This window comes from Uliginosibacterium sp. sgz301328, assembly GCF_041807905.1.
In the GTDB taxonomy this organism is placed as follows: domain Bacteria; phylum Pseudomonadota; class Gammaproteobacteria; order Burkholderiales; family Rhodocyclaceae; genus JBGVSA01.
In genome coordinates this window covers 86,379-109,049 of record NZ_JBGVSA010000001.1, presented here as the reverse complement: position 1 = coordinate 109,049, position 22,671 = coordinate 86,379, and the positions used below count along the sequence as shown (strand labels likewise).

General features: G+C 63.4%; 20 protein-coding genes and 1 pseudogene. 20 read left to right on the top strand and 1 reads right to left on the bottom strand.

Features of this window, described 5'->3' with window-relative positions; all coding sequences use genetic code 11:
• The first annotated feature begins 65 nt into the window (after positions 1-65).
• From fdxA to ilvN, 5 genes are all read left to right on the top strand, one after another.
• Positions 66-389, top strand: coding sequence for a ferredoxin FdxA (gene fdxA, locus ACDA63_RS00455; protein ID WP_373661186.1), 324 nt, complete (start codon positions 66-68; stop codon positions 387-389).
• 340 nt (positions 390-729) lie between these two features.
• Complete coding sequence (locus ACDA63_RS00450) at positions 730-1,188, top strand: CBS domain-containing protein (protein ID WP_373661185.1); 459 nt, start codon at positions 730-732, stop codon at positions 1,186-1,188.
• A 176-nt stretch (positions 1,189-1,364) separates the two neighbouring features.
• The gene (locus ACDA63_RS00445; RefSeq protein WP_373661184.1) at positions 1,365-3,041 is read left to right on the top strand and encodes a long-chain-fatty-acid--CoA ligase; all 1,677 of its coding nucleotides are present in this window, start codon (positions 1,365-1,367) and stop codon (positions 3,039-3,041) included.
• Positions 3,042-3,350: 309 nt separating this feature from the next.
• Positions 3,351-5,012, top strand: coding sequence for an acetolactate synthase large subunit (ilvB, locus tag ACDA63_RS00440; protein WP_373661183.1), 1,662 nt, complete (start codon positions 3,351-3,353; stop codon positions 5,010-5,012).
• Between the two features lies 1 nt (position 5,013).
• Positions 5,014-5,298: an acetolactate synthase small subunit gene (gene ilvN, locus ACDA63_RS00435; RefSeq protein ID WP_373661182.1), complete on the top strand. Its 285-nt coding sequence runs from the start codon at positions 5,014-5,016 to the stop codon at positions 5,296-5,298.
• Here the strand turns inward: ilvN and ACDA63_RS00430 are convergent.
• Complete coding sequence (locus ACDA63_RS00430) at positions 5,288-6,976, bottom strand: ATP-binding protein (RefSeq protein ID WP_373661181.1); 1,689 nt, start codon at positions 6,974-6,976, stop codon at positions 5,288-5,290. The two genes, ilvN and ACDA63_RS00430, sit on opposite strands and share 11 nt — an antisense overlap.
• A 298-nt stretch (positions 6,977-7,274) precedes the next feature.
• On the opposite strand from ACDA63_RS00430, the gene aroC reads away from it, so the two are divergent.
• The 15 genes and pseudogenes from aroC to ACDA63_RS00355 form a co-directional block, all read left to right on the top strand.
• Positions 7,275-8,408, top strand: a complete 1,134-nt coding sequence (gene aroC / locus ACDA63_RS00425; RefSeq protein WP_373661180.1) for a chorismate synthase — start codon at positions 7,275-7,277, stop codon at positions 8,406-8,408.
• 35 nt (positions 8,409-8,443) lie between these two features.
• Positions 8,444-9,292: a M48 family metallopeptidase gene (locus ACDA63_RS00420; protein WP_373661179.1), complete on the top strand. Its 849-nt coding sequence runs from the start codon at positions 8,444-8,446 to the stop codon at positions 9,290-9,292.
• Positions 9,293-9,348: 56 nt separating this feature from the next.
• Positions 9,349-10,755, top strand: a complete 1,407-nt coding sequence (leuC, locus tag ACDA63_RS00415; RefSeq protein ID WP_373661178.1) for a 3-isopropylmalate dehydratase large subunit — start codon at positions 9,349-9,351, stop codon at positions 10,753-10,755.
• Between the two features lie 26 nt (positions 10,756-10,781).
• Entirely contained in the window at positions 10,782-10,913 is a 132-nt protein-coding gene (locus tag ACDA63_RS00410) for an entericidin A/B family lipoprotein (RefSeq protein WP_373661177.1), read from the top strand.
• Entirely contained in the window at positions 10,914-11,552 is a 639-nt protein-coding gene (gene leuD / locus ACDA63_RS00405; RefSeq protein ID WP_373661176.1) for a 3-isopropylmalate dehydratase small subunit, read from the top strand.
• 46 nt (positions 11,553-11,598) lie between these two features.
• Positions 11,599-12,660, top strand: a complete 1,062-nt coding sequence (leuB, locus tag ACDA63_RS00400) for a 3-isopropylmalate dehydrogenase (protein ID WP_373661175.1) — start codon at positions 11,599-11,601, stop codon at positions 12,658-12,660.
• Positions 12,661-12,899: 239 nt separating this feature from the next.
• A complete protein-coding gene (asd, locus tag ACDA63_RS00395) occupies positions 12,900-14,024 on the top strand; it encodes an aspartate-semialdehyde dehydrogenase (protein ID WP_373661174.1) in 1,125 nt (374 codons plus the stop codon).
• 284 nt (positions 14,025-14,308) lie between these two features.
• Entirely contained in the window at positions 14,309-17,236 is a 2,928-nt protein-coding gene (locus tag ACDA63_RS00390; protein ID WP_373661173.1) for a FimV/HubP family polar landmark protein, read from the top strand.
• A gap of 9 nt (positions 17,237-17,245) precedes the next feature.
• The gene (locus ACDA63_RS00385) at positions 17,246-17,869 is read left to right on the top strand and encodes a CbiQ family ECF transporter T component (RefSeq protein WP_373661172.1); all 624 of its coding nucleotides are present in this window, start codon (positions 17,246-17,248) and stop codon (positions 17,867-17,869) included.
• Entirely contained in the window at positions 17,851-18,663 is an 813-nt protein-coding gene (gene truA / locus ACDA63_RS00380; RefSeq protein ID WP_373661171.1) for a tRNA pseudouridine(38-40) synthase TruA, read from the top strand. The genes ACDA63_RS00385 and truA overlap by 19 nt, the downstream gene beginning before the upstream one ends.
• Positions 18,660-19,283, top strand: a complete 624-nt coding sequence (locus ACDA63_RS00375; RefSeq protein ID WP_373661170.1) for a phosphoribosylanthranilate isomerase — start codon at positions 18,660-18,662, stop codon at positions 19,281-19,283. Before truA ends, ACDA63_RS00375 begins: the two co-directional genes overlap by 4 nt.
• The gene (gene trpB / locus ACDA63_RS00370) at positions 19,270-20,481 is read left to right on the top strand and encodes a tryptophan synthase subunit beta (protein ID WP_373661169.1); all 1,212 of its coding nucleotides are present in this window, start codon (positions 19,270-19,272) and stop codon (positions 20,479-20,481) included. The genes ACDA63_RS00375 and trpB overlap by 14 nt, the downstream gene beginning before the upstream one ends.
• Before the next feature lie 72 nt (positions 20,482-20,553).
• A complete protein-coding gene (gene trpA / locus ACDA63_RS00365) occupies positions 20,554-21,375 on the top strand; it encodes a tryptophan synthase subunit alpha (protein WP_373661168.1) in 822 nt (273 codons plus the stop codon).
• Positions 21,372-22,238: an acetyl-CoA carboxylase, carboxyltransferase subunit beta gene (gene accD / locus ACDA63_RS00360; RefSeq protein ID WP_373661167.1), complete on the top strand. Its 867-nt coding sequence runs from the start codon at positions 21,372-21,374 to the stop codon at positions 22,236-22,238. Before trpA ends, accD begins: the two co-directional genes overlap by 4 nt.
• Positions 22,238-22,671: pseudogene (locus ACDA63_RS00355) on the top strand (bifunctional folylpolyglutamate synthase/dihydrofolate synthase); the annotation flags it as partial. The gene accD and the pseudogene ACDA63_RS00355, both read left to right, overlap by 1 nt.

The window sequence follows — 22,671 nt, the reverse complement described above, 5'->3', positions numbered from 1 at the left end:
CGCGGCGAAATCCGCGCTCGGCCGTGTTTGGTGAGTTGGCGGGATCCCTGTAGGAGATCAGATTCATGACTTACGTAGTGACCGAAAACTGCATCAAGTGCAAATACACCGACTGCGTCGATGTTTGCCCTGTCGATTGCTTCCGCGAAGGCCCGAACTTTCTCGTCATCGATCCCGACGAGTGCATCGATTGCACGCTGTGCGTGGCCGAATGCCCGGCTGAGGCGATTTTCGCCGAAGACGATCTGCCTGCCGATCAGCAGCATTTCCTCGCGCTGAACGCAGAGCTGTCCAAAGCTTGGCCTACGATCGTCGAAAGCAAGGAACCGCTCGCCGATGCTGACGAATGGGTCAAGGTGAAGGACAAGCTCGACAAGCTCGAGCGCTGATTGCGGTGGGCGTCGTTGTTGCCGCGCGACGACGCCTGTGCCTGGCTGATCCCACACGCGGCGCTGCTTGTCTGAGTTCGCCCAGCACCTTCCCGGTGCGTCCCTCTGATTGAGAAATCCTCGCTGCAGCTCCGATCCCAATGGCGCAACATCGGCTCATCGGTTTGATCTGGTGTCGTTGATGCTTGTCAACCGCAATTGCATTAAGTTGTTCCATACGGTACGGTATGGGAATGGGATTTCCCCAGCGTGCCGCCTTGGACTAACATCCGCGCACGGTCGCAGAACCGTGCTGGACTAGAGAAATCGGGCGCTTCGGCGCACCCCAAGGAGAGTGAAGATGTTGGTTCGTGAAATCCTCGCCATTAAGGGCAAGGTGCTGTACACCACCGCTCCTCAACGCACGCTGGCAGAGGCCGTGGCGGTGATGAACGACCAGGACGTGGGTTCGCTGGTCGTGATGGAAAGCGGCGCCATGGTGGGCATGCTGACGTTCCGGGAAGTGCTGGCGGCCATCGGGCGCGCCGGGGCTGCGTGGGAGTCGGCCGCGGTCAGCGAAGCCATGATCCGGCAGCCGCGGGTGGGTACGCCGCAGATGGAACTCGACGAATTGCGTCGTCAGATGATCAATCACCATCAGCGCTACCTGCCCATCATGGAGGGCAGCACGCTGCTTGGCGTGATTTCGTTTCACGACGTGGCGCGTGCGGTGCTCGAAGAACAGAGCTTCGAGAACCGCATGCTCAAGAATTACATCCGCAACTGGCCAGAAACCGAAGCGGACGAGTCGCGCGAGTAGTTGCCGGTATCGCCGCCGCCACTGGAAATGGTGGCGGAGGGGCGCCGCAACGGCTGACGGCGGCCCGGGCAGGATGATGGATTGGGGTGCGGTTGAGTTACTGGCGCCCAGGCGCGGTCGACCGTATCGACCGGATGAGTGGAAACAATATAAACACCTCAATCGAGGAGACAGCCGTGGAAAAGGTGTGGCTCAAGAGCTACCCCAAAGGGGTGCCTGCCGAAGTAGACCTGCAAGAGTTTCGTTCGCTCGGACATCTGTTCGAGACAGGCGTTTCGCGATGGTCCGATCGCGTTGCCTACATCAACATGGGCAAGAGCCTGACGTACGCCGAGCTCGATCGCCTGTCGGCGGCCTTTGGCGGCTATCTCCAGAACACACTCAAACTCCCTCGGGGCGCCCGCGTTGCCCTGATGATGCCCAATCTCCTGCAATATCCGGTCTGCCTGTGGGGAGCGTTGCGCACCGGCTATACCGTCGTCAACTGCAATCCGCTGTACACGCCGCGTGAGCTTGAGCATCAGCTCAAGGACTCGGGCGCGCACGCCATTGTCATCGTCGAGAATTTCGCGCATACCCTGGCCGACGTCATCGAGAAAACCGATGTCAAGCATGTCGTTGTGACTTCGATCGGCGACATGCTCGGAGCCAAAGGCTGGCTGGTGAATTTCGTCATCCGCCACGTCAAGAAAATGGTGCCGCCGTGGCGCTTGCCCGGGGTCGTGCGGTTCAACGATGCGCTGGCACGTGGCGCCAACGGCAAGTTGCAGTCGGTCGAGGTGACTCACGATAACATCGCGTTCCTGCAATACACGGGTGGCACGACCGGCGTAGCCAAGGGGGCGATGCTCTCGCACGGCAATATCATTGCGAACCTGCAACAGGCTCACGCGTGGGTACGCCCCTACCTGCACGATGGTGCCGAAGTGATCATCACGGCGCTGCCGCTCTACCACATCTTCTCGCTCACGGCGAATTGCCTCACGTTCTTCAAGATCGGTGCGACCAATGTGCTGATCACCAATCCCAAGGACATTCCGGGCTTCGTCAAAGAGCTCAAGAAGTACCCGTTCTCGGCGATCACTGGCGTCAACACGCTCTTCAACGCTTTGCTCAACAACCCCGATTTCGCCTCGCTCGACTTCTCGCGCCTGCGCGTGGCCCTGGGCGGCGGCATGGCAGTGCAGCATGCCGTGGCGGAGCGCTGGAAGCGGGTGACCGGCTGCGCGCTTGCTGAAGCTTACGGCCTGACCGAAACATCTCCCGCGGTATGCGTCAATCCTCTGGACGTCGCGGACTTTACCGGTTCGATCGGCTTGCCGGTGCCATCCACGGATATTTCCATTCGTGACGAAGACGGCCAGGAACTTGGCATCGGTCAGGCTGGCGAACTGTGCGTGCGCGGCCCGCAGGTCATGAAAGGCTACTACCGGCGCCCGGACGAAACTGCGCGGGTCATGACCGAAGATGGCTATCTGCGCACCGGCGACATCGCCGTGGTCGACGAAGCCGGTTTCGTGCGGATCGTGGATCGCAAGAAAGACATGATCCTGGTGTCCGGCTTCAATGTGTATCCGAACGAGGTCGAAGACGTCGTGGCCACTCATCCTGGCGTGCTCGAGGTGGCCGCCGTCGGCGTGCCGGACGAGCGGGCCGGGGAGGCCGTCAAGCTGTTCGTCGTGCGCAAGGACCCGGCAGTAGATGCCGATTCGATCATTGCCCATTGCCGCGCCAACCTTGCTGCCTACAAAGTGCCGCGCTCCGTAGAGTTCCGCGAAGAGCTGCCCAAGACCAACGTCGGAAAGATCCTGCGTCGCGCTTTACGCGATGAAGTGCTCAAGAAAGCAGCGTGAGCGTCGATATAGTTCGTTCGTACAGCTTGTGCAGGGCGATGGCTTGTGATTCAATCGCCCCTGCGTTTCTCACTTGGGTTCGGCCCGCACTACCGTGAACCTCGCCAACTTCCGTACCTTCGACTCTGCTGCTGCCGCTAACGCGGTCGTAGTAGTCGTACGCGTAGTAGGCGTAGGCGGCCTCGCGCTGTAACGGGTACGGATCGAACCAAAAGTCTCCAACCCCGCCGGCGCGAGCCGAGCGGGGTTTATTTTTGTATCTCCCCCTCTCGGTCTTGTGATGCCGGCACGAATTGAAGGATACGTGCCATGCGAATCACCGGAGCTCAGCTCATTGTCCGCCTGCTCGAGCAGCAGGGGATTTCCATCGTCGCCGGTATTCCCGGCGGAGCGGCCCTTCCGCTGTATGACGCTTTTTCACAGAGCGCCATCCGGCACGTGCTGGCGCGCCACGAACAAGGCGCAGGATTCATCGCTCAAGGTATTGCCCGTGTGACGGGCAAGGCTGCCGTCTGCATGGCGTCCAGCGGTCCGGGCGCCACCAACCTGCTGACGGCGGTCGCCGACGCCAAGCTGGATTCGGTTCCCATGGTGTGTATCACCGGGCAGGTGCCGCTGGGCATGATCGGCACCGATGCGTTCCAGGAGGTCGACACCTACGGCATCGGTATTCCGGTCACCAAACACAACTACCTTGTGCGCGACGTGCGCGAGTTGCTGCGAGTGATTCCCGAAGCTTTCCGGATCGCGGAATCGGGGCGTCCCGGTCCTGTCTGGATCGACATTCCCAAGGACGTTCAGACCGCCTCCATCGATATCGACGAATTGCCCGCCCCAGGCGGCACCGACGCCACGCCGACGATCGACATGGCGGACATCGAGCGCGCCGCACAGATGATCAACGCCTCGCAGCGACCGGTGATGTACATCGGCGGCGGTGTGATCCAGTCGGGCGCGTCGGAAGCGGCCGTGATGCTGGCCGAACAAGCTGCGCTGCCAACAACTTCCACGCTGATGGCGCTGGGCGCAATGCCGTCGGATCACCCGTTGGCGCTGGGCATGCTTGGCATGCATGCGGCGCGCTTCACGAATTTCGTGCTCGAAGAAGCCGATCTGCTGATTGTGCTGGGTGCGCGCTTTGATGATCGCGCCATCGGCAAGGCCGAGAAGTTCTGCCCCAACGCCAACGTCATTCACATTGACATCGATGCTGCGGAATTGGGAAAGATCCGCCGTCCGCATGTGGCAGTCCATGGCGACGTCGGTCAGGCGCTGCAGATGCTGATGCCGCACGTCACGATCACCTTGCGCAAAGAGTGGCTGTCCCGCGTGGCGAGCCTCAAGGCCGCACATCCACTTGCCATGCCCGACGCCGACGATCCGCGCAGTCACTATGGCCTTGTGTGCGCCGTCGCTTCGTTGCTCGACGACGAGGCCATCATCGCCACCGACGTGGGTCAGCACCAGATGTGGGTGGCGCAGGCCTACCCCTTTGCGCGTCCGCGCCAGTGGCTGACATCCGGCGGCCTGGGGACGATGGGCTTCGGTCTGCCGGCGGCTATTGGCGCGGCGCTGGCCGAACCGTCGCGCACGGTGGTGTGCTTCTCTGGCGACGGCAGCCTGCAGATGAATATCCAGGAACTGGCGACAGCAGTCGAGGAGGGCGCCAACGTCAAGATCGTGCTGATGAACAACCAGTCGCTCGGTCTGGTGCACCAGCAGCAGGATCTGTTCTACGGAAAGCGGGTGTTCGCCGCCGATTACCGCCGTCCCATGGATTTTGTCCGCATCGCGGAAGGCTTCGGTCTGGGCGCCTACGATCTCGATGCCGCGGAAGACCCGCGCGGCCTGTTGAGTACCGCACTGCGCTCGAGCGGTCCGTGCCTCATCCATGCGTCGATCGACGTCGCACAGAAAGTGTTCCCTATGGTGCCGCCGGGTGCGGCCAATACCGAAATGATCGGAGGCTGAGATGAGCAACGACAAGGTGGTGCTGGAGCTGGCCGTGCGCAATCACCCGGGGGTCATGTCGCACGTGTGCGGCCTGTTCGCGCGACGTGCCTTCAACGTCGAGGGCATTCTGTGCATGCCGATCGGCAACGGTGACGAAAGCCGCATCTGGCTGTCGGTGCGCGATGACGAGCGCCTGCCGAAGATGGTCAACCAGGTCGAGAAGCTCGAAGATGTGCTGTCAGTGAGGCGTCACGGCGCAGAGCATCGCATCTTCGAGCAGCTCGAGTCGTTCTTCAGACATTGATGCCGACGGACTCGGCGGGCGCGACCAGCGGCATGCTGATGGTGAATCGTGTGCCCTGGCCGCATGAACTGAGCACCGAGATTTCGCCGCCGAGCGGGCCGGTCACGATGTTGTAGATGATATTCAATCCCAGTCCGGCGCCGCCACGGCCCAGTCGGGTCGTGAAGAACGGATCGAAGATGCGCGACAGATTGTCCGGCGGAATGCCAATGCCATCGTCGCTCACCTCCAGGATGAGATCGTTGCCCTCGCTGTGCGCGTCGATGTGGATGATGCCGCTGCGTCCGTCCGGATAGGCGTGGGCGACGGCGTTCTGCACCAGATTCATGAGCATCTGGTCGACCAGCCCCGGGTAGCCGTCCAATTCGATGTTCGGTGGCACCGATGAGCGCAGCGTCAAGCCGGCCTGGGCGAGAGTCGGTCGTAGCGTGACGGCCAGATCGTGAATGCTGGTGTTCAGCCGGAAACGGCGGCGATGTTCAGTGCTGCGGTCAGCCGCGACCCGCCGGAAGCTGGTGACCAGTTCCGATGCGCGTTCGAGACTGTGCTGGATGATGCCGCTGGCTTGCTCCAGGTCGTCCAGTGCGGCGATCCATTCGGAACGCCGGATCGCCTGCTGCTCGCGCAGGGCGCGCGTGCGACGCGTCAGCGCAGTTGCGGCCAGCATGCCGTTGCCCAAGGGGGTATTCAGCTCATGTGCAACGCCCGCGACGAGTCCTCCGAGGGCGGCGAGTTTTTCGCTGCGCACCAGTTGATCCTGCGCTTTCTTGAGGGTCTCGAGGGTGTTGGTGAGCTGGTCGTTGGATGCCTGCAGCGCCCTGGTGCGGGCCATGACGCGGTGTTCGAGATCGCTATTGAGGCTCTCCCGGTCGGCTGCGTCGCGCAGTGCGGACAACACAAGTGCCGAGATGAGCAGGGCGACGAGGATGTAGATCAATCGCTGGCGGGCACCGTCGCCCGATTGCCATCCATCGACCGGCGTTGCGGCGAGCAGCCATTCGCCGCCGGGGAGCGTCAAAAGCGTAGTTACGGGGTTGTCGGCGAAAACCTCGCCGTCGCCGAAGAATACCGATCCGGCCGCACCCGTGCCGTCGCGCCCGCGAATCGCGAGCTGCATGCCGTCGATGACCGGAGCGAGCCCCACGGCGGTTTTGAGCTTGTCCCAGTCAACGACCAGACTGAGCAATCCCCAGTAACTACCGTCGGCCAGAAACACCGGTGTGCGGGCGATGAGCCCTTGGCCGCCCTGCAGGAGGAGGACGGGGCCTGCCACGACGGTTTGCCGCCCTTCGATGGCGCGCCTCACGCTTGGCCATTGATCCGGTTGGTTGGGGTAGTACAGACCGAGCGCCTTGCGGTTGCCCTGCAACGGCTGGATCCAGCGCAGTCGGTTGTCGGGCGCGATGCCGATGTTGCGGATATTGCGCCCGTTGGCATAGAGCGCCGACAGCAGTGCGTTGGCGTGGGCTTCGGTCAGTCCGCCCTCGTGCGAGCTGACATAGGCGACGAGACCCGCCGTCAGGAACAGGGTGCTGTTCAGTTCGGTTTCGAGCTTGGCCCGCACATGCGCCAGCTTGCCGGTGACGAGCGTGCGAGAACCCTCGTACTGGCGAGCCTGGTTGAGCCGCAGGACGATTTCGCCGGCGCAGAGCAGGCTGACGAGAACAATGCCGACCATCGTGCGGCGCCAGAACGGCACGACGGCTACCGTCGTGGCACTGCGGCGAAGGAACGACGCGGTCTGGGTTGAAGGCAGGGCGGTAATCTGCGTGCTCCGTCGGGTTGGGCTGACTGTCTGGGATGGCCCTGGCGGCTCTTGTTCGGGGGCGGCGATATGCTAAGACACTTTGCCTGGCGATGCGGCGGAATATGGCACGCCCGCCCGCACGGCGCGGCGGGCGGGCAGGGCCGCTAGGGGCCTTGCCGCATGCTAAAATCACGACCCCCGACAGACACGTACTGGACGCAAGAAAGCCATGTCAGGCAGCACTCTGGGTACCTTGTTTACCGTCACCTCATTCGGCGAGTCGCATGGCGCTGCCATCGGCTGCGTTGTCGATGGTTGTCCCCCGGGACTGGCGCTGACCGAAGCGGACATCCAGTTGGAACTGGACCGCCGCAAGCCCGGGACTTCGCGCCACGTCACGCAGCGCAAGGAGCCGGACACCGTCGAGATTCTCTCCGGTGTTTTCGAGGGCAAGACCACTGGCACGCCGATCGCACTATTGATCCGCAACCAGGACCAGCGTAGCGGCGACTACTCCAAGATCGCGAACACTTTTCGCCCCGGCCACGCCGATTACACCTACGAACACAAGTACGGCGTGCGCGACTATCGCGGTGGCGGCCGGTCGTCCGCCCGCGAGACTGCCGTGCGCGTCGCGGCAGGTGCCGTCGCAAAGAAATGGCTGGCGGAAAAGCATGGAATCGTCATCCGGGCATGGATGAGTCAGCTTGGCGAGATCGCCATCCCGTTCAAGGGCTGGGAGCACGTTTCGGAAAACGCGTTCTTTGCGCCCAACGCGGACATTGTCCCCGAACTCGAAGCGTACATGGACCGCATCCGTGCCGAACGCGACTCGATCGGCGCGCGCATCGACGTCATCGCCACCGGCGTGCCTCCGGGCTGGGGCGAGCCGGTCTATGACCGCCTGGATGCCGACATTGCCTACGCGATGATGAGCATCAACGCCGTCAAGGGCGTCGAAATCGGTGACGGCTTCGGAGTGATTCCGCAACGTGGTTCGGTGCATGGCGACGAACTCACGCCCGCCGGCTTCCTGTCGAATCATGCTGGTGGCATTCTTGGCGGCATTTCCAGCGGACAGGATGTGCGCGTCTCGCTGGCCATCAAGCCGACGTCTTCGATTCCGCAGAATCGCCGCTCCATCGACCTCGACGGCAACCCGGTCGAAATGATGACCACCGGCCGTCACGATCCTTGCGTGGGTATGCGTGCAGCCCCTATCGCCGAAGCAATGCTGGCTTTGGTGCTGATTGATCACGCGTTGCGACAGCGCGCGCAAAACGGCGACGTCGCGCCGCGCGCGCCGCGCATTGCCGGACTGGCGCCGGACGGCGTGCAGGACATTCCCAGCCCGAAGGTCTGATCTTCGGCCAGATACGTCTGCGAGAGGAGGGAGCCATGAAGCACTCGAAACGATGGGCCACCGCCCGCATGCTGCTTGCGGGCGGCGCGGTGGCAGCCGTTGTTGCTTGCCAGACCGTGCAGACCACCGCGCCCGGCACGGTGGGGATCGATCGCAAGCAGACGGTCTCGCCGCTTGTCGATCGCAGCCAGCTCACCCAGGCGGCGGCGCTGGAATACCGCCAGACGCTCGATGCGGCAAGCACCAAGGGCCAGCTCGATCAGAACAAGGCAATGACCGAGCGCGTGCAACGCATCGCAGGGCGCCTGATTCCACAGACTGCGGTGTTCCGTCCCGACGCGCAGCAATGGAAATGGGAGACGCACGTCATCTCATCCAGCGAACTTAACGCCTGGTGCATGCCGGGCGGCAAGATCGCGGTGTATTCGGGGCTGATCGACAAGCTCAAGCTGACCGACGACGAAATCGCGGCCGTGATGGGCCACGAAATCGCTCATGCGCTACGCGAACATGCCTGGGAGCGTGCCTCTCAGGCGGCCAACGCCAACCTCGGCATGTCCATCGCCGGCGCTTTGCTGGGCGTGGGTGGCGGAGGCATGGACATGGCGGGCATGGCTTACCAGGTCATGTTCGAGCTGCCCAATTCGCGGGGGCAGGAGACCGAGGCGGATCGCATCGGTGTCGAACTGGCCGCACGTGCCGGGTACGATCCGCGCGCTGCTGTGACGCTGTGGCAAAAGATGGGGCAGGCCGATAGCGGCGGGGCTCCGCCCAAGTTCCTGTCGACCCACCCGCCAAGCGCCGAACGCCAGGCTGACCTGGCGAATTACGCCCAGCGTGTCATGCCTCTTTACGAATCAGCACGGGGCCGCGCTACCAAGTAACCCCGTCGCGTGAAATAATTATGAACTTTTCCGCCCAACTGCCTGGAAATTCGAGCATGTTGCAAACGTTGTACGACAAGTTGTGGTCCAGCCACGTGGTGCATGAAGAAGATGACGGCACCGCGCTCATCTACATCGACCGTCACCTGGTACACGAAGTCACCAGCCCGCAAGCTTTTGAAGGCCTGAAGCTGGCCGGCCGCAAGCCGTGGCGCATCAGCTCGATCGTCGCCACCGCCGACCACAACACCCCGACCGACCACTGGGATCGTGGTATCGAAGACCCGATCTCGCGTCTGCAGGTCGAAACGCTCGACTCAAATATCCGTGCGACTGGCGCGCTGGCGTATTTCCCGTTCAAGGACAAGCGCCAGGGCATCGTGCACGTGATCGGCCCGGAAAACGGGGCCACGCTGCCCGGCATGACGGTCGTGTGCGGTGACTCGCACACCTCGACGCACGGCGCATTTGCCTGCCTGGCACACGGCATCGGCACGTCGGAAGTCGAGCATGTCATGGCCACGCAGTGCCTGATCCAGAAAAAGTCCAAGACAATGCTCGTGCACGTCGACGGCCCGCTGGGTCGCGGCGTGACCGCAAAGGACATCATCCTCTACGTCATCGGCCAGATCGGTACGGCTGGCGGCACGGGCTACGCGGTGGAATTCGCTGGCTCGGCCATCCGCAGTCTGTCGATGGAAGGGCGCATGACCCTGTGCAACATGGCCATCGAGGCCGGTGCGCGCGCCGGTCTGGTGGCGGTCGACGACACCACCATCAACTACCTCAAGGGCCGTCCGTTCGCCCCGAAGGCCGAAGATTGGGATCGCGCCACGCAATACTGGCGCACGCTGGTCTCGGACGCCGGTGCGCAATTCGATCGCGTGGTCAACATCGACGCACGTGCGATCGTGCCTCAGGTCACCTGGGGAACGTCGCCCGAAATGGTGACCGACGTCACCGGTCGTGTGCCCGATCCCGCGAAGGAAGGCGATGCCGTCAAGCGTGGCGGCATGGAGCGAGCCCTGCAGTACATGGGCCTCATTCCGAACACACCCATGACCGACGTGAAGATCGACAAAGTCTTCATCGGCTCGTGCACCAACTCCCGCATCGAAGACCTCCGTGCGGCGGCTGCCGTGGTCCGTGGGCGCAGCGTTGCGACCAACGTCAAGCTGGCACTGGTCGTGCCGGGTTCCGGCCTGGTCAAGGCGCAGGCCGAGCAGGAAGGCCTGGACAAGATCTTCACGGCAGCCGGCTTTGAATGGCGCGAACCGGGTTGCTCGATGTGCCTGGCCATGAACGCCGACCGCCTCGAACCGGGCGAGCGTTGCGCGTCGACTTCGAACCGCAATTTCGAAGGCCGTCAGGGGCCGGGGGGCCGTACGCACCTCGTCAGCCCGCAAATGGCCGCCGCCGCCGCCATCGCAGGTCGTTTTGTCGACGTGCGCGAAATCCTCTGAACATCGAAAGCCTGAAAGAGCTCGCCATGAAGAAAACGCTGTATTTCCTGGTCTGCGCGATTGCCGCGCTCAACGTGGTTGCCTGCAACACGGTCGCCGGTTTTGGCAAGGACGTCGAACACGTCGGCGAATCCATGCAACGCGGAGCGAAGAAGTAAATGGAAAAGTTCACCGTCCTGGACAGTCTGGCGATGCCGCTGGACCGGGCCAACGTCGACACCGACGCGATCATCCCGAAGCAGTTCCTCAAGTCGATCAAACGCTCCGGCTTTGGCCCGAACCTCTTCGACGAATGGCGCTACATGGATCACGGCGAGCCGGGCATGGATAACTCCAAGCGCCCGCTGAATCCGAACTTCGTGCTCAACGACCCGCGTTACCAGGGCGCTCGCATCCTGCTGGCGCGCGAAAACTTCGGCTGCGGCTCGTCGCGCGAGCACGCCCCGTGGGCGCTGCACGACTACGGCTTCCGCGTGATCATCGGCACCAGCTACGCCGACATCTTCTTCAACAACAGCTTCAAGAACGGCCTGTTGCCGATCGTGCTGCCGAAGGAAGAAGTGGACGCACTATTCGACGGCGCCATGAGCACGCCGGGTTACCGCCTGCGTGTCGACCTCGATGCGCAGACCGTGACGCGTCCCGATGGCCGTGCCATTCACTTCGACGTCGATGCATTCCGCAAGTACTGTCTGCTCAACGGGCTGGACGACATCGGCCTGACACTGCGCCACGCGGACAAGATCCGCGCCTTCGAAGAAAAGCGCCGCGCCGAGCAACCCTGGCTGTTCGCCTGATAACGAGCGGGTCGCACGTGCGGCCTGCGCCCAGATTGGAGTTTTGATGAAAGTCTGTGTCCTGCCCGGTGATGGCATCGGCCCCGAAATCGTCGGCGAAGCCGTCCGTGTGCTCGAAGCACTGCGCGCCGATGGCCTCAAGATCGAGATGGAAAACGCCCTGTTGGGCGGTTGTGCCGTCGATGCCACCGGCGAGCCATATCCGGCGGCCACCCAAAAGCTGGCGCGCGAAGCCGACGCCGTGCTGCTGGGCGCCGTTGGCGGCCCCAAGTGGGATTCGCTGCCGCGCCCGCAGCGCCCGGAGCGCGGCCTGCTGGGCATCCGCAAGGACCTGAACCTCTTCGCCAATCTGCGTCCGGCCGTGGTGTATCCGGAACTGGCCGGTGCTTCGACGCTCAAGCCTGAGGTCGTGGCGGGGCTCGACATCCTGATCGTCCGTGAGCTGACCGGCGACATCTACTTCGGCGAACCGCGGGGCATCGAAGAGCGCAATGGCGAACGCGTCGGTTTCAACACGATGATCTACTCGGAATCCGAGATCGTCCGCATCGGCCGCGTTGCCTTCGAAGCTGCCCGCAAGCGCAATCGTCGCGTGTGCTCGGTCGACAAGATGAACGTGCTGGAAACGACGCAGCTCTGGCGCGACGTCATGATCGAACTGGCCAAGGAATACCCGGACGTCGAGCTGTCCCACATGCTGGTGGACAACGCCGCCATGCAACTGGTCAAGGCACCCAAGCAGTTCGACGTCGTGGTCACCGGCAACATCTTCGGCGACATTCTCTCGGATGAGGCCTCCATGCTTACCGGTTCTATCGGTATGCTCCCGTCGGCCTCGCTCGACGACAGCAACAAGGGTATGTTCGAGCCCATTCACGGCTCGGCGCCCGACATCGCAGGCAAAGGCGTTGCAAATCCTTTGGCAACCATCCTGTCCGCAGCGATGATGTTGCGCTACAGTTTCGGCGATGAGCAGTCGGCTGCGCGCGTCGAGCAAGCTGTCCGCAGTGTGCTGGCCTCGGGCCTGCGCACCGGCGATATCTGGCAAGAAGGCGCCAAGCGTGTTGGCACCCGCGAAATGGGTGACGCCGTGCTGGCCGCCCTGTAAGGCCCCGAAGCTCGCTCAAGAACACATCACATGATCACCGGACGCGAACATTTCTGCCCGACGCCTGCTTGCGCAATCCGCGCAGGCGTCGTTGCGTCCACTACGATCATCACCACGAAAACGATCATTATCGTTACCGGCTGATTTGCGCCTGTTTTGCCGCCTGGGTTCCCGCCGCGGTGGGACAGGCGGGAAAAGTCGGCGGGAACAAACAGCGGTCATCAAAAAGGAAATCTGCAATGCGAGTAGGTCTAGTCGGTTGGCGCGGCATGGTGGGCTCCGTGCTCATGCAACGCATGCGCGAAGAGGGCGATTTTGCACACATCGAGCCAGTGTTCTTCACCACCTCCAACGTCGGCGGCAAGGGCCCGGACATTGGTCGCGACACGCCGCCGCTGAAGGATGCCAAGTCGATCGACGCGCTGCGCGAAATGGATGTCGTGCTGACCTGCCAAGGGGGCGACTACACCAACGAGATCTTCCCGCAACTGCGCGCCGCAGGCTGGAACGGTTACTGGATCGATGCGGCATCCAGCCTGCGCATGAAGGACGACGCGATCATCGTGCTCGACCCGGTCAACCTGAATGTGATCAAGGACGGTTTGGCGCGTGGCGTGAAGAACTACGTCGGCGGCAACTGCACGGTTTCGCTCATGCTGATGGCGCTGGGCGGCCTGTTTCAGCACGACCTGGTCGAGTGGGCCACCTCCATGACCTACCAGGCCGCCTCGGGCGCCGGTGCGCAGAACATGCGCGAGCTGATCGCCCAGATGGGCCGCATCCACGGATCGGTCGCCCATTTGCTGGAAGATCCTGCATCGGCCATCCTCGAAATCGACCGCAAGGTGGCCGAAACCATGCGTTCGGACGATTTTCCGCGCCAGAATTTCCGCGGCGTGCCGCTGGCAGGCAGCCTGATCCCCTGGATCGACGTGCCGGTCGACCACGGCCAAAGCAAGGAAGAATGGAAGGGCGGCGCGGAGGCCAACAAGATTCTCGGCCGTCCCGCATTCCGCACGCCGGGCAGCATTCCGATCGACGGTCTCTGTGTCCGGATCGGTGCCATGCGTTGTCACAGCCAAGCGATGACAATCAAGCTCAAGAAGAATGTGCCCCTGGACGAGATCAACGACATCATCGCGCAGGCCAACGATTGGGTTCGTGTGGTACCGAACGAGCGTGAGCGTTCCGAACGCGAACTGACGCCGACGGCGGTGACGGGCTTCCTGCACGTGCCGGTAGGGCGTCTGCACAAGCTGGCGATGGGCGACGATTATCTGGGGGCATTCACGGTTGGCGACCAGTTGTTGTGGGGCGCTGCCGAGCCGTTGCGTCGTATGTTGCGCATCCTCATTGAACGATGAGCGAAAAGAACGGAGTCTTCGGACTCCGTTTTTTGTTTCAGCGGCCGTTGATGCCTAAGGCATAGACAGCGTCCGTCCGCTCCGGGGCGCCGCCCAAGGGGCTCGGGCTTGTCGTTCGGCGCGATTTTGAGGAAAAGCATTAGCTTGCAGCGGTAAATTGCTGATGTTATGTTGATCCGGGAACTTTTGTGGCTTTCCGATACGTCGCGCAGCGCTCGCGGCATCGGCCGGGTTCCCCGTTTTAAACCGGAATTGAATGGGCTCGCATGCCGCGTCGACACCAAATGAACACACCAATCGTTCGTAGCACCTTGCTGGCTGTAGCCGTCGCTGCCCTTTGCAGCGGCGCCAACGCAGCCGGACTGGGTCGCATCAGCGTCTTCAGCGCCCTTGGGCAGCCGCTGCGTGCAGAAGTCGAAATCGCAGCCACTCCTGCCGAACTGGAGACGATGAGCGCACGTCTGGCCACGCCGGACGCCTTCGCCAAGGCCAACATCGACTTTGCGCCTGCGCTGAGCGGCGTGCGCATGGTCATTGAGCGCCGTTCTGGCGACGCTGCCGTCATCCGGGTCAATTCCGATCGCCCCTTCAATGACCCGTTCGTCGACATGCTTGTCGAACTGAACTGGGCAGGCGGGCGCATGCTGCGCGAATACACCTTCCTGCTCGATCCGAGCAGTGCCAACGGTGGGCAGTTGGCGAGCCCGGGCGTCAATGCTCCGCAACTGGGCCGCCCAGAATCCGGCGAACGTTCCCCGGCTGCTGCCCAGGCCAACCCAACGGCTCCGCGTGCAACCGCCCCGTCGACGCCGGCGGCGAGCCGCCAAGCCCCTGCGGCAGCGCGTCCTGCACCGGCCGCCGCTGCACGTCCGGCTGCGCAAACCTCCGGATCGGCGGCGGCTGGCAGCGAATACACAGTGCAGAAGGGCGACACGTTGAGCAGCATCGCCAACGATGCGCGTAACGACGATGTCACTCAGGACCAGATGATCGCCGCCCTCTACCAGGCCAACAGCGCGGCCTTTACGGGAGGCAACATCAACCGTCTGCGAGCGGGCCGCGTGCTGAAGGTGCCGGAGAACTCCGACGCTCAGCGCATTTCGCGCAGCGAAGCCCGCCAGATCATCCTCAAGGCCTCGAATTTCGACAGTTACCGCCAGTCGGTGGCCTCCGCCGCCGCGGCAGGGCCGGCCAAGACGACGCAAGCCACTCAGAGTGGCGGCGGCGCAGTCAGCCCGAAGATCCAGGAGTCCGTTCCGACCCAGACGCCGTCGCGTGACCAGCTCAAGATCAGCAAGACCCAGGTCGCCAGCGCTGCCGAGGCGGGCGCGAATGGCAGCAATGCGCGCGTGCAGGCACTTGAAGAAGATGTGGCCGCTCGCAGCAAGGCGTTGCAGGAAGCCAATTCGCGCGTGGCCGATCTCGAAAAGAACGTCGCCGAACTGCAGAAACTGCTGGAGATGAAATCTCAAGGCATGGCCGACCTGCAGAAACAGGCCGCAGCGGCTGCCGATGCCTCGAAGGCCGCCGCAACTCCCGCCGCACCGGCAACTGCAGCAGCGGCAGCCAGTGCGGCTGCGGCTTCTGCGCCCGAGGCTGGTGCCGCGTCCGAACCGGCCACTGCTGCGGGCAGCGCTGAAGGCGCTCCAGCCTCCGCCCCCGAAGCGGCCAAGCCCGCTGCGCCGGTCATCCATGAGAAGGTCGCCCCTGCGCCGGCACCGGCCGTGGAAGAAGAGAACTTCTTTACGAGCCCGCTTGCGCTGGGTGCCATCCTGATCGCACTGCTGGGCGCCGGCTATGTCGCCCTGCGCAACCGTCGTCGCCAACCGCAGACGACCGGGCTGACGCAAGCGAGCTTGTCCGAACTGTCGACGAGTCCGAATTCGGTGTTCGGCAATGCCGGCGGGCAGACGATCGATACCGGCACGAGCATGCTGCATACGGACTTCAGCCAATCGGGCCTGTCGGCCATCGATACGGATGAAGGCGTCGATCCCGTCGCTGAAGCCGATGTCTACATGGCCTATGGGCGCGACGCGCAGGCCGAGGAAATCCTCCTCGACGCGCTCAAGAATGACCCGGTGCGCATTCCGGTCTACCTCAAGCTGCTCGAAATCTACGCGCAGCGCGGCGCCACGAAGCAATTCGAGAACGTTGCCAGCGATCTGTATGCGCAAACCGGCGGTACTGGGGATGACTGGGCCAAGGCCGTCGCATTGGGTGCGCGTATCGACCCCGCCAATCCGCTCTACCAAGGTGCAGGTTCTGCCGCCGTCCAGGCTTCCGCAACGAACGTCGCGGCAGCGGCCGCACCCGTCGCGCTCGCTGCCGTCGCTGCTGCGGCCAGTACTGGCGCCACGAGCGAAGAAAGCGCGGCCCCGGCCGTGACCTTCGGGACCGAAAGCCTGTCGCAGATGCGTGCTACGTGGACGCTGCCGGGAGACCTGAACCAGTTCACGCCGGATGCCACGAGCACGGCCGAAGTCGTCGATACGGCGACCCAGGCCGCGACGGCAACCTCGCCCGATCTCAATCTCGACTTCAACCTCGATCTCGAATTGCCGGAAGAGGCGGAAGCCGCTGCTGTTGCGCCGGCACCCGTCGTGGCAGACGCTGCTGAGCATGACATCGCGCCACTGGATTTCAGTACCAGCCTGCCGGAATTCCCGACAAAACAAAGCGCCCCTGCGCCAGCGCCCGAAAACGAGGTCGCGCCGCTGGAGTTCGCGGCGAGCGCGGCACCCGTATCCGCGCCGGCTGTTGCGAAGGCCGCGCCGATCGTGCCGGCGGGCGATCAGACTGAGTTCGACATCGGTATCGAACCAGCCGCCGAGCAAGCCTCGCTGTCGGTTGTCGATCTGGAAACCACCAACTTTGAGGGCAACTTGCTCGATTTCGACTTTGAACTTGGCGACGAAAAGGCGCGCAACGTGCCGGCCGATCGCAGCGTTGACTTGACCGGGGTGCGTCTGCACACGGAATCGGCCGCAGTCAGCACCGGCGGCGTTTCCCTGGCCGCCGCCAATAGCAGTGCCGCCGCCATCGACGACATCGACGTCGATGACGAAATCAGCACCAAGCTGGAGCTCGCGCGAGCCTACGAAGAAATGGGGGACGTCGAAGGGGCCCGCGAGTTGCTCGAAGAGGTTGTCGCGGGCGGCAAGGGTGCGCAACAGGATCAGGCTCGCTCGATGCTTGCGCGTATCGCCTGACGCTCCAGCTTGTCGTTGAGACATTCCAGTATCCATCCGGCCGTCCTAGTGACGGCCGGATGCTTTTTGTTGGTGCTGCTGCAGTTACTGCAAGGGTTGCCGCTCGTGGTGTCCGTGGCGCTGTTCACGGTCGTCGCGCTGGTCCGCGATGCGGCGCGCTGGTGGCGCCTGCTGCGGCGCATGCGATACATTCTGTTGGCCGTGTGCGTGCTCTTCCTGTGGCAGACACCGGGAACGCTCCTGATTCCGGCTCTGGGCGGGTGGAGTCCGACGGTGGACGGTGCCGTACAGGCGCTCATGCACGTCCTGCGTCTCGTGGCGGTCGTCGATGTGGTGGCGATCCTCATGAGCGCCCTCAGTGTCGAAAGCTGGGTTGCCGGGCTGTTCGTGCTCGCGATGCCTTTGCGCCTGATCGGCGTGTCCCCGGAGCGTTTTGCCGTCCGCTTGAACCTTGTGCTGCGGGCGGCTGACAGTACGCAGCGGCGAAGCTGGCGCGAATGGCTGTCCGACGATGTCGAAGCCGTGCCAGCGGCGTCGTGGGCGATCGAATGGCCCGGACTGCGGGATTGGGGGCTGCTGGCGGCCTTATGGGTTTTGGGAACGGGAGTGTTGTGGTGGCTCGCATCGCGCTAGGCCTTGAATACGACGGGCGCGCCTTTGAAGGCTGGCAGACCCAGCCGCATCGCCGGACTGTGCAGGACACGCTGGAAGATGCGCTTGCGGTGATTGCTGCGCGTCGCATTGAAACCGTCTGTGCAGGGCGCACGGACACCGGTGTGCACGCGTCCGCGCAAGTCGTGCATTTCGATTGCGATGTCGAGCGTGCCGACAACGCTTGGGTGCGCGGCGTGAATGCTCATCTGCCGGGATCGATCGCCGTGCGCTGGGCGTGTCGGGTGGACGACAGTTTTCATGCGCGTTTTTCCGCGCGCTCGCGCCGCTACCGCTACGTGTTGTTCAATTCTCCCGTTCGCAGTGCGCTTTTCGATGGCAAGGTCGGCTGGTATCACGCGCCGCTCGACATCGACGCCATGCGGGCGGGCGTGGCCCATCTGCGTGGCGAACACGATTTCTCTGCGTTCCGGGCCGCCGAGTGCCAGGCAAGATCGCCCGTGCGCACGCTGACGGAAGCAAGCGTCGGGGGGCGTGGCGAATGGATTTTCTTCGACTTCGAAGCCAACGCCTTCCTGCACCATATGATCCGTAACATGGTCGGCGCGCTGGTATATGTCGGCAACGGGCGGTTGCGGTCCGAGGACATCGCACGCCTGCTCGACGAACGCGACCGTCGTCGCTCGCCACCGACCTTCTCACCCGCAGGGCTGTACCTGTGCGGTGTCGAGTATCCTGATGACTGGCAGTTGCCCGGCGGTGGCCGTATCATCGCGCCCCTCGGGCCCATGCTCGGCCCAACGGAAACACCATGAATCGCACCCGAATCAAAATCTGCGGCCTCACGCGCGAGGCCGACATTGCCGCCGCCGTGCGGGCGGGCGCCGACGCCATCGGGTTCGTGTTCTACGCCAAAAGCCCGCGGGCGCTGGATATCGAACGCGCACGCGCCTTGTGTCGTGTCGTGCCCGCATTCGTGAGCACCGTCGGGCTGTTCGTCAACGAAGACCCGGGCCGTGTGCGCGAAGTCCTCGCCGAAGTGCCTCTGTCCTTGCTGCAGTTCCATGGCGACGAGCGCGCGGCCGACTGCGAGCGCTACGCGCGTCCGTACATCAAAGCGGCACGGGTGATGCCGGGGCTCGATCTGGTAGACTACGCGGCTGGATTTCCGTCGGCTTCCGGCCTTTTGCTCGACGCATTTGTCGACGGCTACGGCGGCGGCGGACAAACCTTCGATTGGAGCCTCATTCCGGCCAGCCTTTCGCTGCCCCTCATCCTGTCGGGCGGCCTCAACCCCCAGAACGTCGAGCAGGCGGTGCGCCAGGTGCGGCCGTGGGCGGTAGATGTGAGCAGCGGCGTGGAGCAGGGCAAGGGCATCAAGGATGCGGCGCTGATCGAAGCATTCATTTCAGGAGTTCGTAATGCAGATGGCTGAAAAGCCCTATGACCTGCCGGATGAGCACGGGCACTTTGGTCCCTACGGCGGTCTGTTCGTCGCCGAAACGCTGATCCCCGCGCTCGATGAGTTGCGCCAGGCCTATACCAAGAGCAAGACCGATCCTGAGTTCCAGGCCGAACTGGCCTACGAGCTGAAGCATTTCGTCGGGCGTCCGAGCCCGATCTACCACGCTGCGCGCTGGTCCTCGTTGCTGGGGGGCGCACAGATCTACCTCAAGCGCGAAGACCTCAACCACACCGGCGCGCACAAGGTGAACAACTGCATCGGCCAGGCCATGCTGGCTCGCCGCATGGGCAAGCCCCGCGTGATCGCTGAAACCGGCGCTGGCCAGCACGGCGTAGCGACGGCCACCGTGGCGGCGCGCTACGGCATGGAGTGCGTGGTGTACATGGGCAGCGAAGACGTTCGCCGCCAGGCTGCCAACGTCTACCGCATGAAATTGCTGGGCGCGACGGTCGTGCCGGTCGAGTCCGGCTCCAAGACGCTCAAGGACGCGCTCAACGAAGCGATGCGCGACTGGGTCACGAACATCGGCAATACGTTCTACATCATCGGCACCGTGGCCGGTCCGCAACCCTATCCGGAAATGGTGCGCGACTTCCAGACCGTGATCGGCAAGGAATGCATCGAACAGATGCCGGACATGGCCGGTCGCCAGCCGGATTACGTCATCGCCTGCGTAGGCGGTGGCTCGAATGCCGCCGGCATTTTCCACCCGTACATCGACTTCTCCGACGTCAAACTGATTGGCGTCGAAGCCGCTGGCGACGGACTGGACACCGACCGCCATGCAGCGTCGCTGCAAAAGGGGCGCCCGGGCGTGCTGCACGGCAACCGCACGTACCTGCTGCAGGATGCCAACGGCCAGATCATCGAAACGCACTCGATTTCCGCCGGTCTCGACTATCCGGGCGTTGGCCCCGAGCATGCATGGCTCAAGGATATTGGTCGTGCTGACTACGTCGGCATCACCGACGCAGAGGCACTGCAGGCCTTCCACGACCTGTGCCGCTTCGAAGGCATCATCCCGGCGCTGGAGTCGTCGCACGCACTGGCCTACGCGGCCAAGCTGGCGCCCACATTGCCGAAGGACAAAGTGCTGCTGGTGAACCTGTCCGGTCGTGGCGACAAGGACATGCACACCGTTGCTGAAAAATCCGGTATCAAGTTCTAAAATTTCGAGAACCTGAACCCTCGCGCCAGGCTGCTTGGCTTGACCCGCGAGGGTTCGTCGTGTGAACAGAACATGTCGAGAATCCAAACCGTTTTTCAGCGTCTGCAAGCCGAAGGCCGCAAGGCGCTGATTCCGTTCATCACCACCGGCGACCCCGATCTCGCAGCCACGCTGGAGATCATGCATGCCATGGTTGCCGCCGGTGCCGACGTCATCGAACTGGGGGTGCCGTTCTCCGACCCCATGGCCGATGGCCCGACGATCCAGCGCGCATCTGAACGCGCCTTGCGTCACAACGTGTCGCTGGCCGACGTGCTGGGCGTGGTGAGCAAGTTCCGCCAGACCGACAACGCCACCGCGGTCGTGCTGATGGGCTACGCCAATCCGATCGAAGCCATGGGCTTTGATGCCTTCGCGAAGGGCGCTGCGGAAGCTGGCGTCGATGGCGTGCTGGTGGTCGACTACCCGCCGCAGGAATGCGAAGTGCTGGGTGGCATGCTCAAGGCGGTGAACATCGATCCGATCTTCCTGCTTGCGCCCACCTCGACGGAAGCGCGCATGGAAGAGGTTGGCAAGATCGGCAGTGGCTACATCTACTATGTCTCGCTCAAGGGCGTGACCGGAGCAGGGCATTTGCTCAACGTCGACGAAGTTGCGCGTCGCGTGCCGTTGATCCGCCAGAAATCCGGCTTGCCGGTGGCTGTCGGCTTCGGTATCCGTGATGGCGAATCTGCCGCGCGCATCGGCGCCACCGCCGAAGGCGTGGTGATCGGCAGCCGCCTCGTCGAAGAAATCGAACAATCTCCGCGTGAAGAACTGGCCGCGCGCGTCGGGGCCTTCATCAAGTCCATCCGCAGCGCCATGGACGCTGCGACCCAAGGAGCACACGCATGAGTTGGCTGACCAAACTGTTGCCGCCGAAGATCAATCGCGACCAGCCGACACGCAAGTCGATCCCCGAGGGGCTGTGGAGCAAGTGCGAGTCCTGCGAAGCGGTGCTGTACCGCTCGGACCTCGAAGCCTCCGAATACGTTTGCCCCAAGTGTGGCCACCACAAGCGCATCCGCGCCCGCCATCGGCTCGACCTGCTGCTCGATCCGGAAGGCCGTTTTGAGATTGGCGCCGAAGTCGTGCCGGTCGACCCGCTCAAGTTCAAGGACAGCAAGAAATACCCCGACCGTATTGCCGCCGCCGTCGAGGAAACCAGCGAAGTCGACGCTCTGGTCGTCATGCAGGGCGCCGTACGCAACGTGCCGATGGTCGTCGCGGTATTCGAGTTCGACTTCCTCGGCGGTTCGATGGGTTCGGTGGTGGGCGAGCGCTTCGTGCGCGGCGTCAATGCCGCCGTCGAACAAGGGCTGCCGTTCGTGTGTTTCACCGCCACGGGTGGTGCGCGCATGCAGGAAGGCCTGTTCTCTCTCATGCAGATGGCCAAGACCACGGCGGCGGTCAATCGTCTGTCTGCGCAGCAATTGCCGTTCGTGACCGTGCTGACCGACCCGACCATGGGCGGTGTGTCGGCCAGTTTCGCGTTCATCGGCGACGTGGTGATGGCCGAACCCGGTGCGCTCATCGGCTTTGCCGGCCCTCGCGTGATCGAGCAGACGGTGCGCGAAAAGCTGCCGGAAGGCTTCCAGCGCTCGGAGTTCCTGCTCGAGAAGGGCGCCATCGACATCATCGTCGACCGTCGCCAACTGCGTGAGCGCCTCTCCAGCGTTGTGACGCTCCTGTCCCGTCAGCCGGCTGTGACCAACTGATGGCGAATCAACCGACCAGCCTGCAGGAATGGCTGGCCTACATCGAACAGCAGCATTCCCGTCCCATCGAGCTCGGCCTGGCGCGCGTGGCGCAAGTACGCGACGCGCTGGCCCTGCCGGCCCTGCCGGTGGTGATCACCGTCGGCGGCACCAATGGCAAGGGCTCGACCTGCGCCATGCTCGAAGCGATCCTGCGTGCCGCCGGCTATCGGGTCGGCCTGTACACATCGCCCCATCTGCTGCGCTACAACGAGCGTGTGCGCATCGATCTGACCGAAGCGAGCGACGAAGCCCTGTGTGCTTCGTTTGCCGCGGTCGAGGCCGCGCGCGGCGATGTGCCACTAACGTACTTCGAGTACGGCACGCTGGCGGCGGTGCATCTGTTCGCGCACGCCGGACTCGACGTGATGATTCTCGAAGTCGGCCTCGGCGG

What these genes read in the sequence shown, in the direction of transcription:
- fdxA (WP_373661186.1), top strand. Translation starts at nt 66, where the DNA reads ATGACTTACGTAGTGACCGAAAACTGCATCAAGTGCAAATACACCGAC.
- ACDA63_RS00450 (WP_373661185.1), top strand. Translation starts at nt 730, where the DNA reads ATGTTGGTTCGTGAAATCCTCGCCATTAAGGGCAAGGTGCTGTACACC.
- ilvB (WP_373661183.1), top strand. Translation starts at nt 3,351, where the DNA reads ATGCGAATCACCGGAGCTCAGCTCATTGTCCGCCTGCTCGAGCAGCAG.
- ilvN (WP_373661182.1), top strand. Translation starts at nt 5,014, where the DNA reads ATGAGCAACGACAAGGTGGTGCTGGAGCTGGCCGTGCGCAATCACCCG.
- ACDA63_RS00430 (WP_373661181.1), bottom strand. Translation starts at nt 6,976, where the DNA reads ATGGTCGGCATTGTTCTCGTCAGCCTGCTCTGCGCCGGCGAAATCGTC.
- aroC (WP_373661180.1), top strand. Translation starts at nt 7,275, where the DNA reads ATGTCAGGCAGCACTCTGGGTACCTTGTTTACCGTCACCTCATTCGGC.
- ACDA63_RS00420 (WP_373661179.1), top strand. Translation starts at nt 8,444, where the DNA reads ATGAAGCACTCGAAACGATGGGCCACCGCCCGCATGCTGCTTGCGGGC.
- leuC (WP_373661178.1), top strand. Translation starts at nt 9,349, where the DNA reads ATGTTGCAAACGTTGTACGACAAGTTGTGGTCCAGCCACGTGGTGCAT.
- ACDA63_RS00410 (WP_373661177.1), top strand. Translation starts at nt 10,782, where the DNA reads ATGAAGAAAACGCTGTATTTCCTGGTCTGCGCGATTGCCGCGCTCAAC.
- leuD (WP_373661176.1), top strand. Translation starts at nt 10,914, where the DNA reads ATGGAAAAGTTCACCGTCCTGGACAGTCTGGCGATGCCGCTGGACCGG.
- leuB (WP_373661175.1), top strand. Translation starts at nt 11,599, where the DNA reads ATGAAAGTCTGTGTCCTGCCCGGTGATGGCATCGGCCCCGAAATCGTC.
- asd (WP_373661174.1), top strand. Translation starts at nt 12,900, where the DNA reads ATGCGAGTAGGTCTAGTCGGTTGGCGCGGCATGGTGGGCTCCGTGCTC.
- ACDA63_RS00390 (WP_373661173.1), top strand. Translation starts at nt 14,309, where the DNA reads ATGAACACACCAATCGTTCGTAGCACCTTGCTGGCTGTAGCCGTCGCT.
- ACDA63_RS00375 (WP_373661170.1), top strand. Translation starts at nt 18,660, where the DNA reads ATGAATCGCACCCGAATCAAAATCTGCGGCCTCACGCGCGAGGCCGAC.
- trpB (WP_373661169.1), top strand. Translation starts at nt 19,270, where the DNA reads ATGCAGATGGCTGAAAAGCCCTATGACCTGCCGGATGAGCACGGGCAC.
- trpA (WP_373661168.1), top strand. Translation starts at nt 20,554, where the DNA reads ATGTCGAGAATCCAAACCGTTTTTCAGCGTCTGCAAGCCGAAGGCCGC.
- accD (WP_373661167.1), top strand. Translation starts at nt 21,372, where the DNA reads ATGAGTTGGCTGACCAAACTGTTGCCGCCGAAGATCAATCGCGACCAG.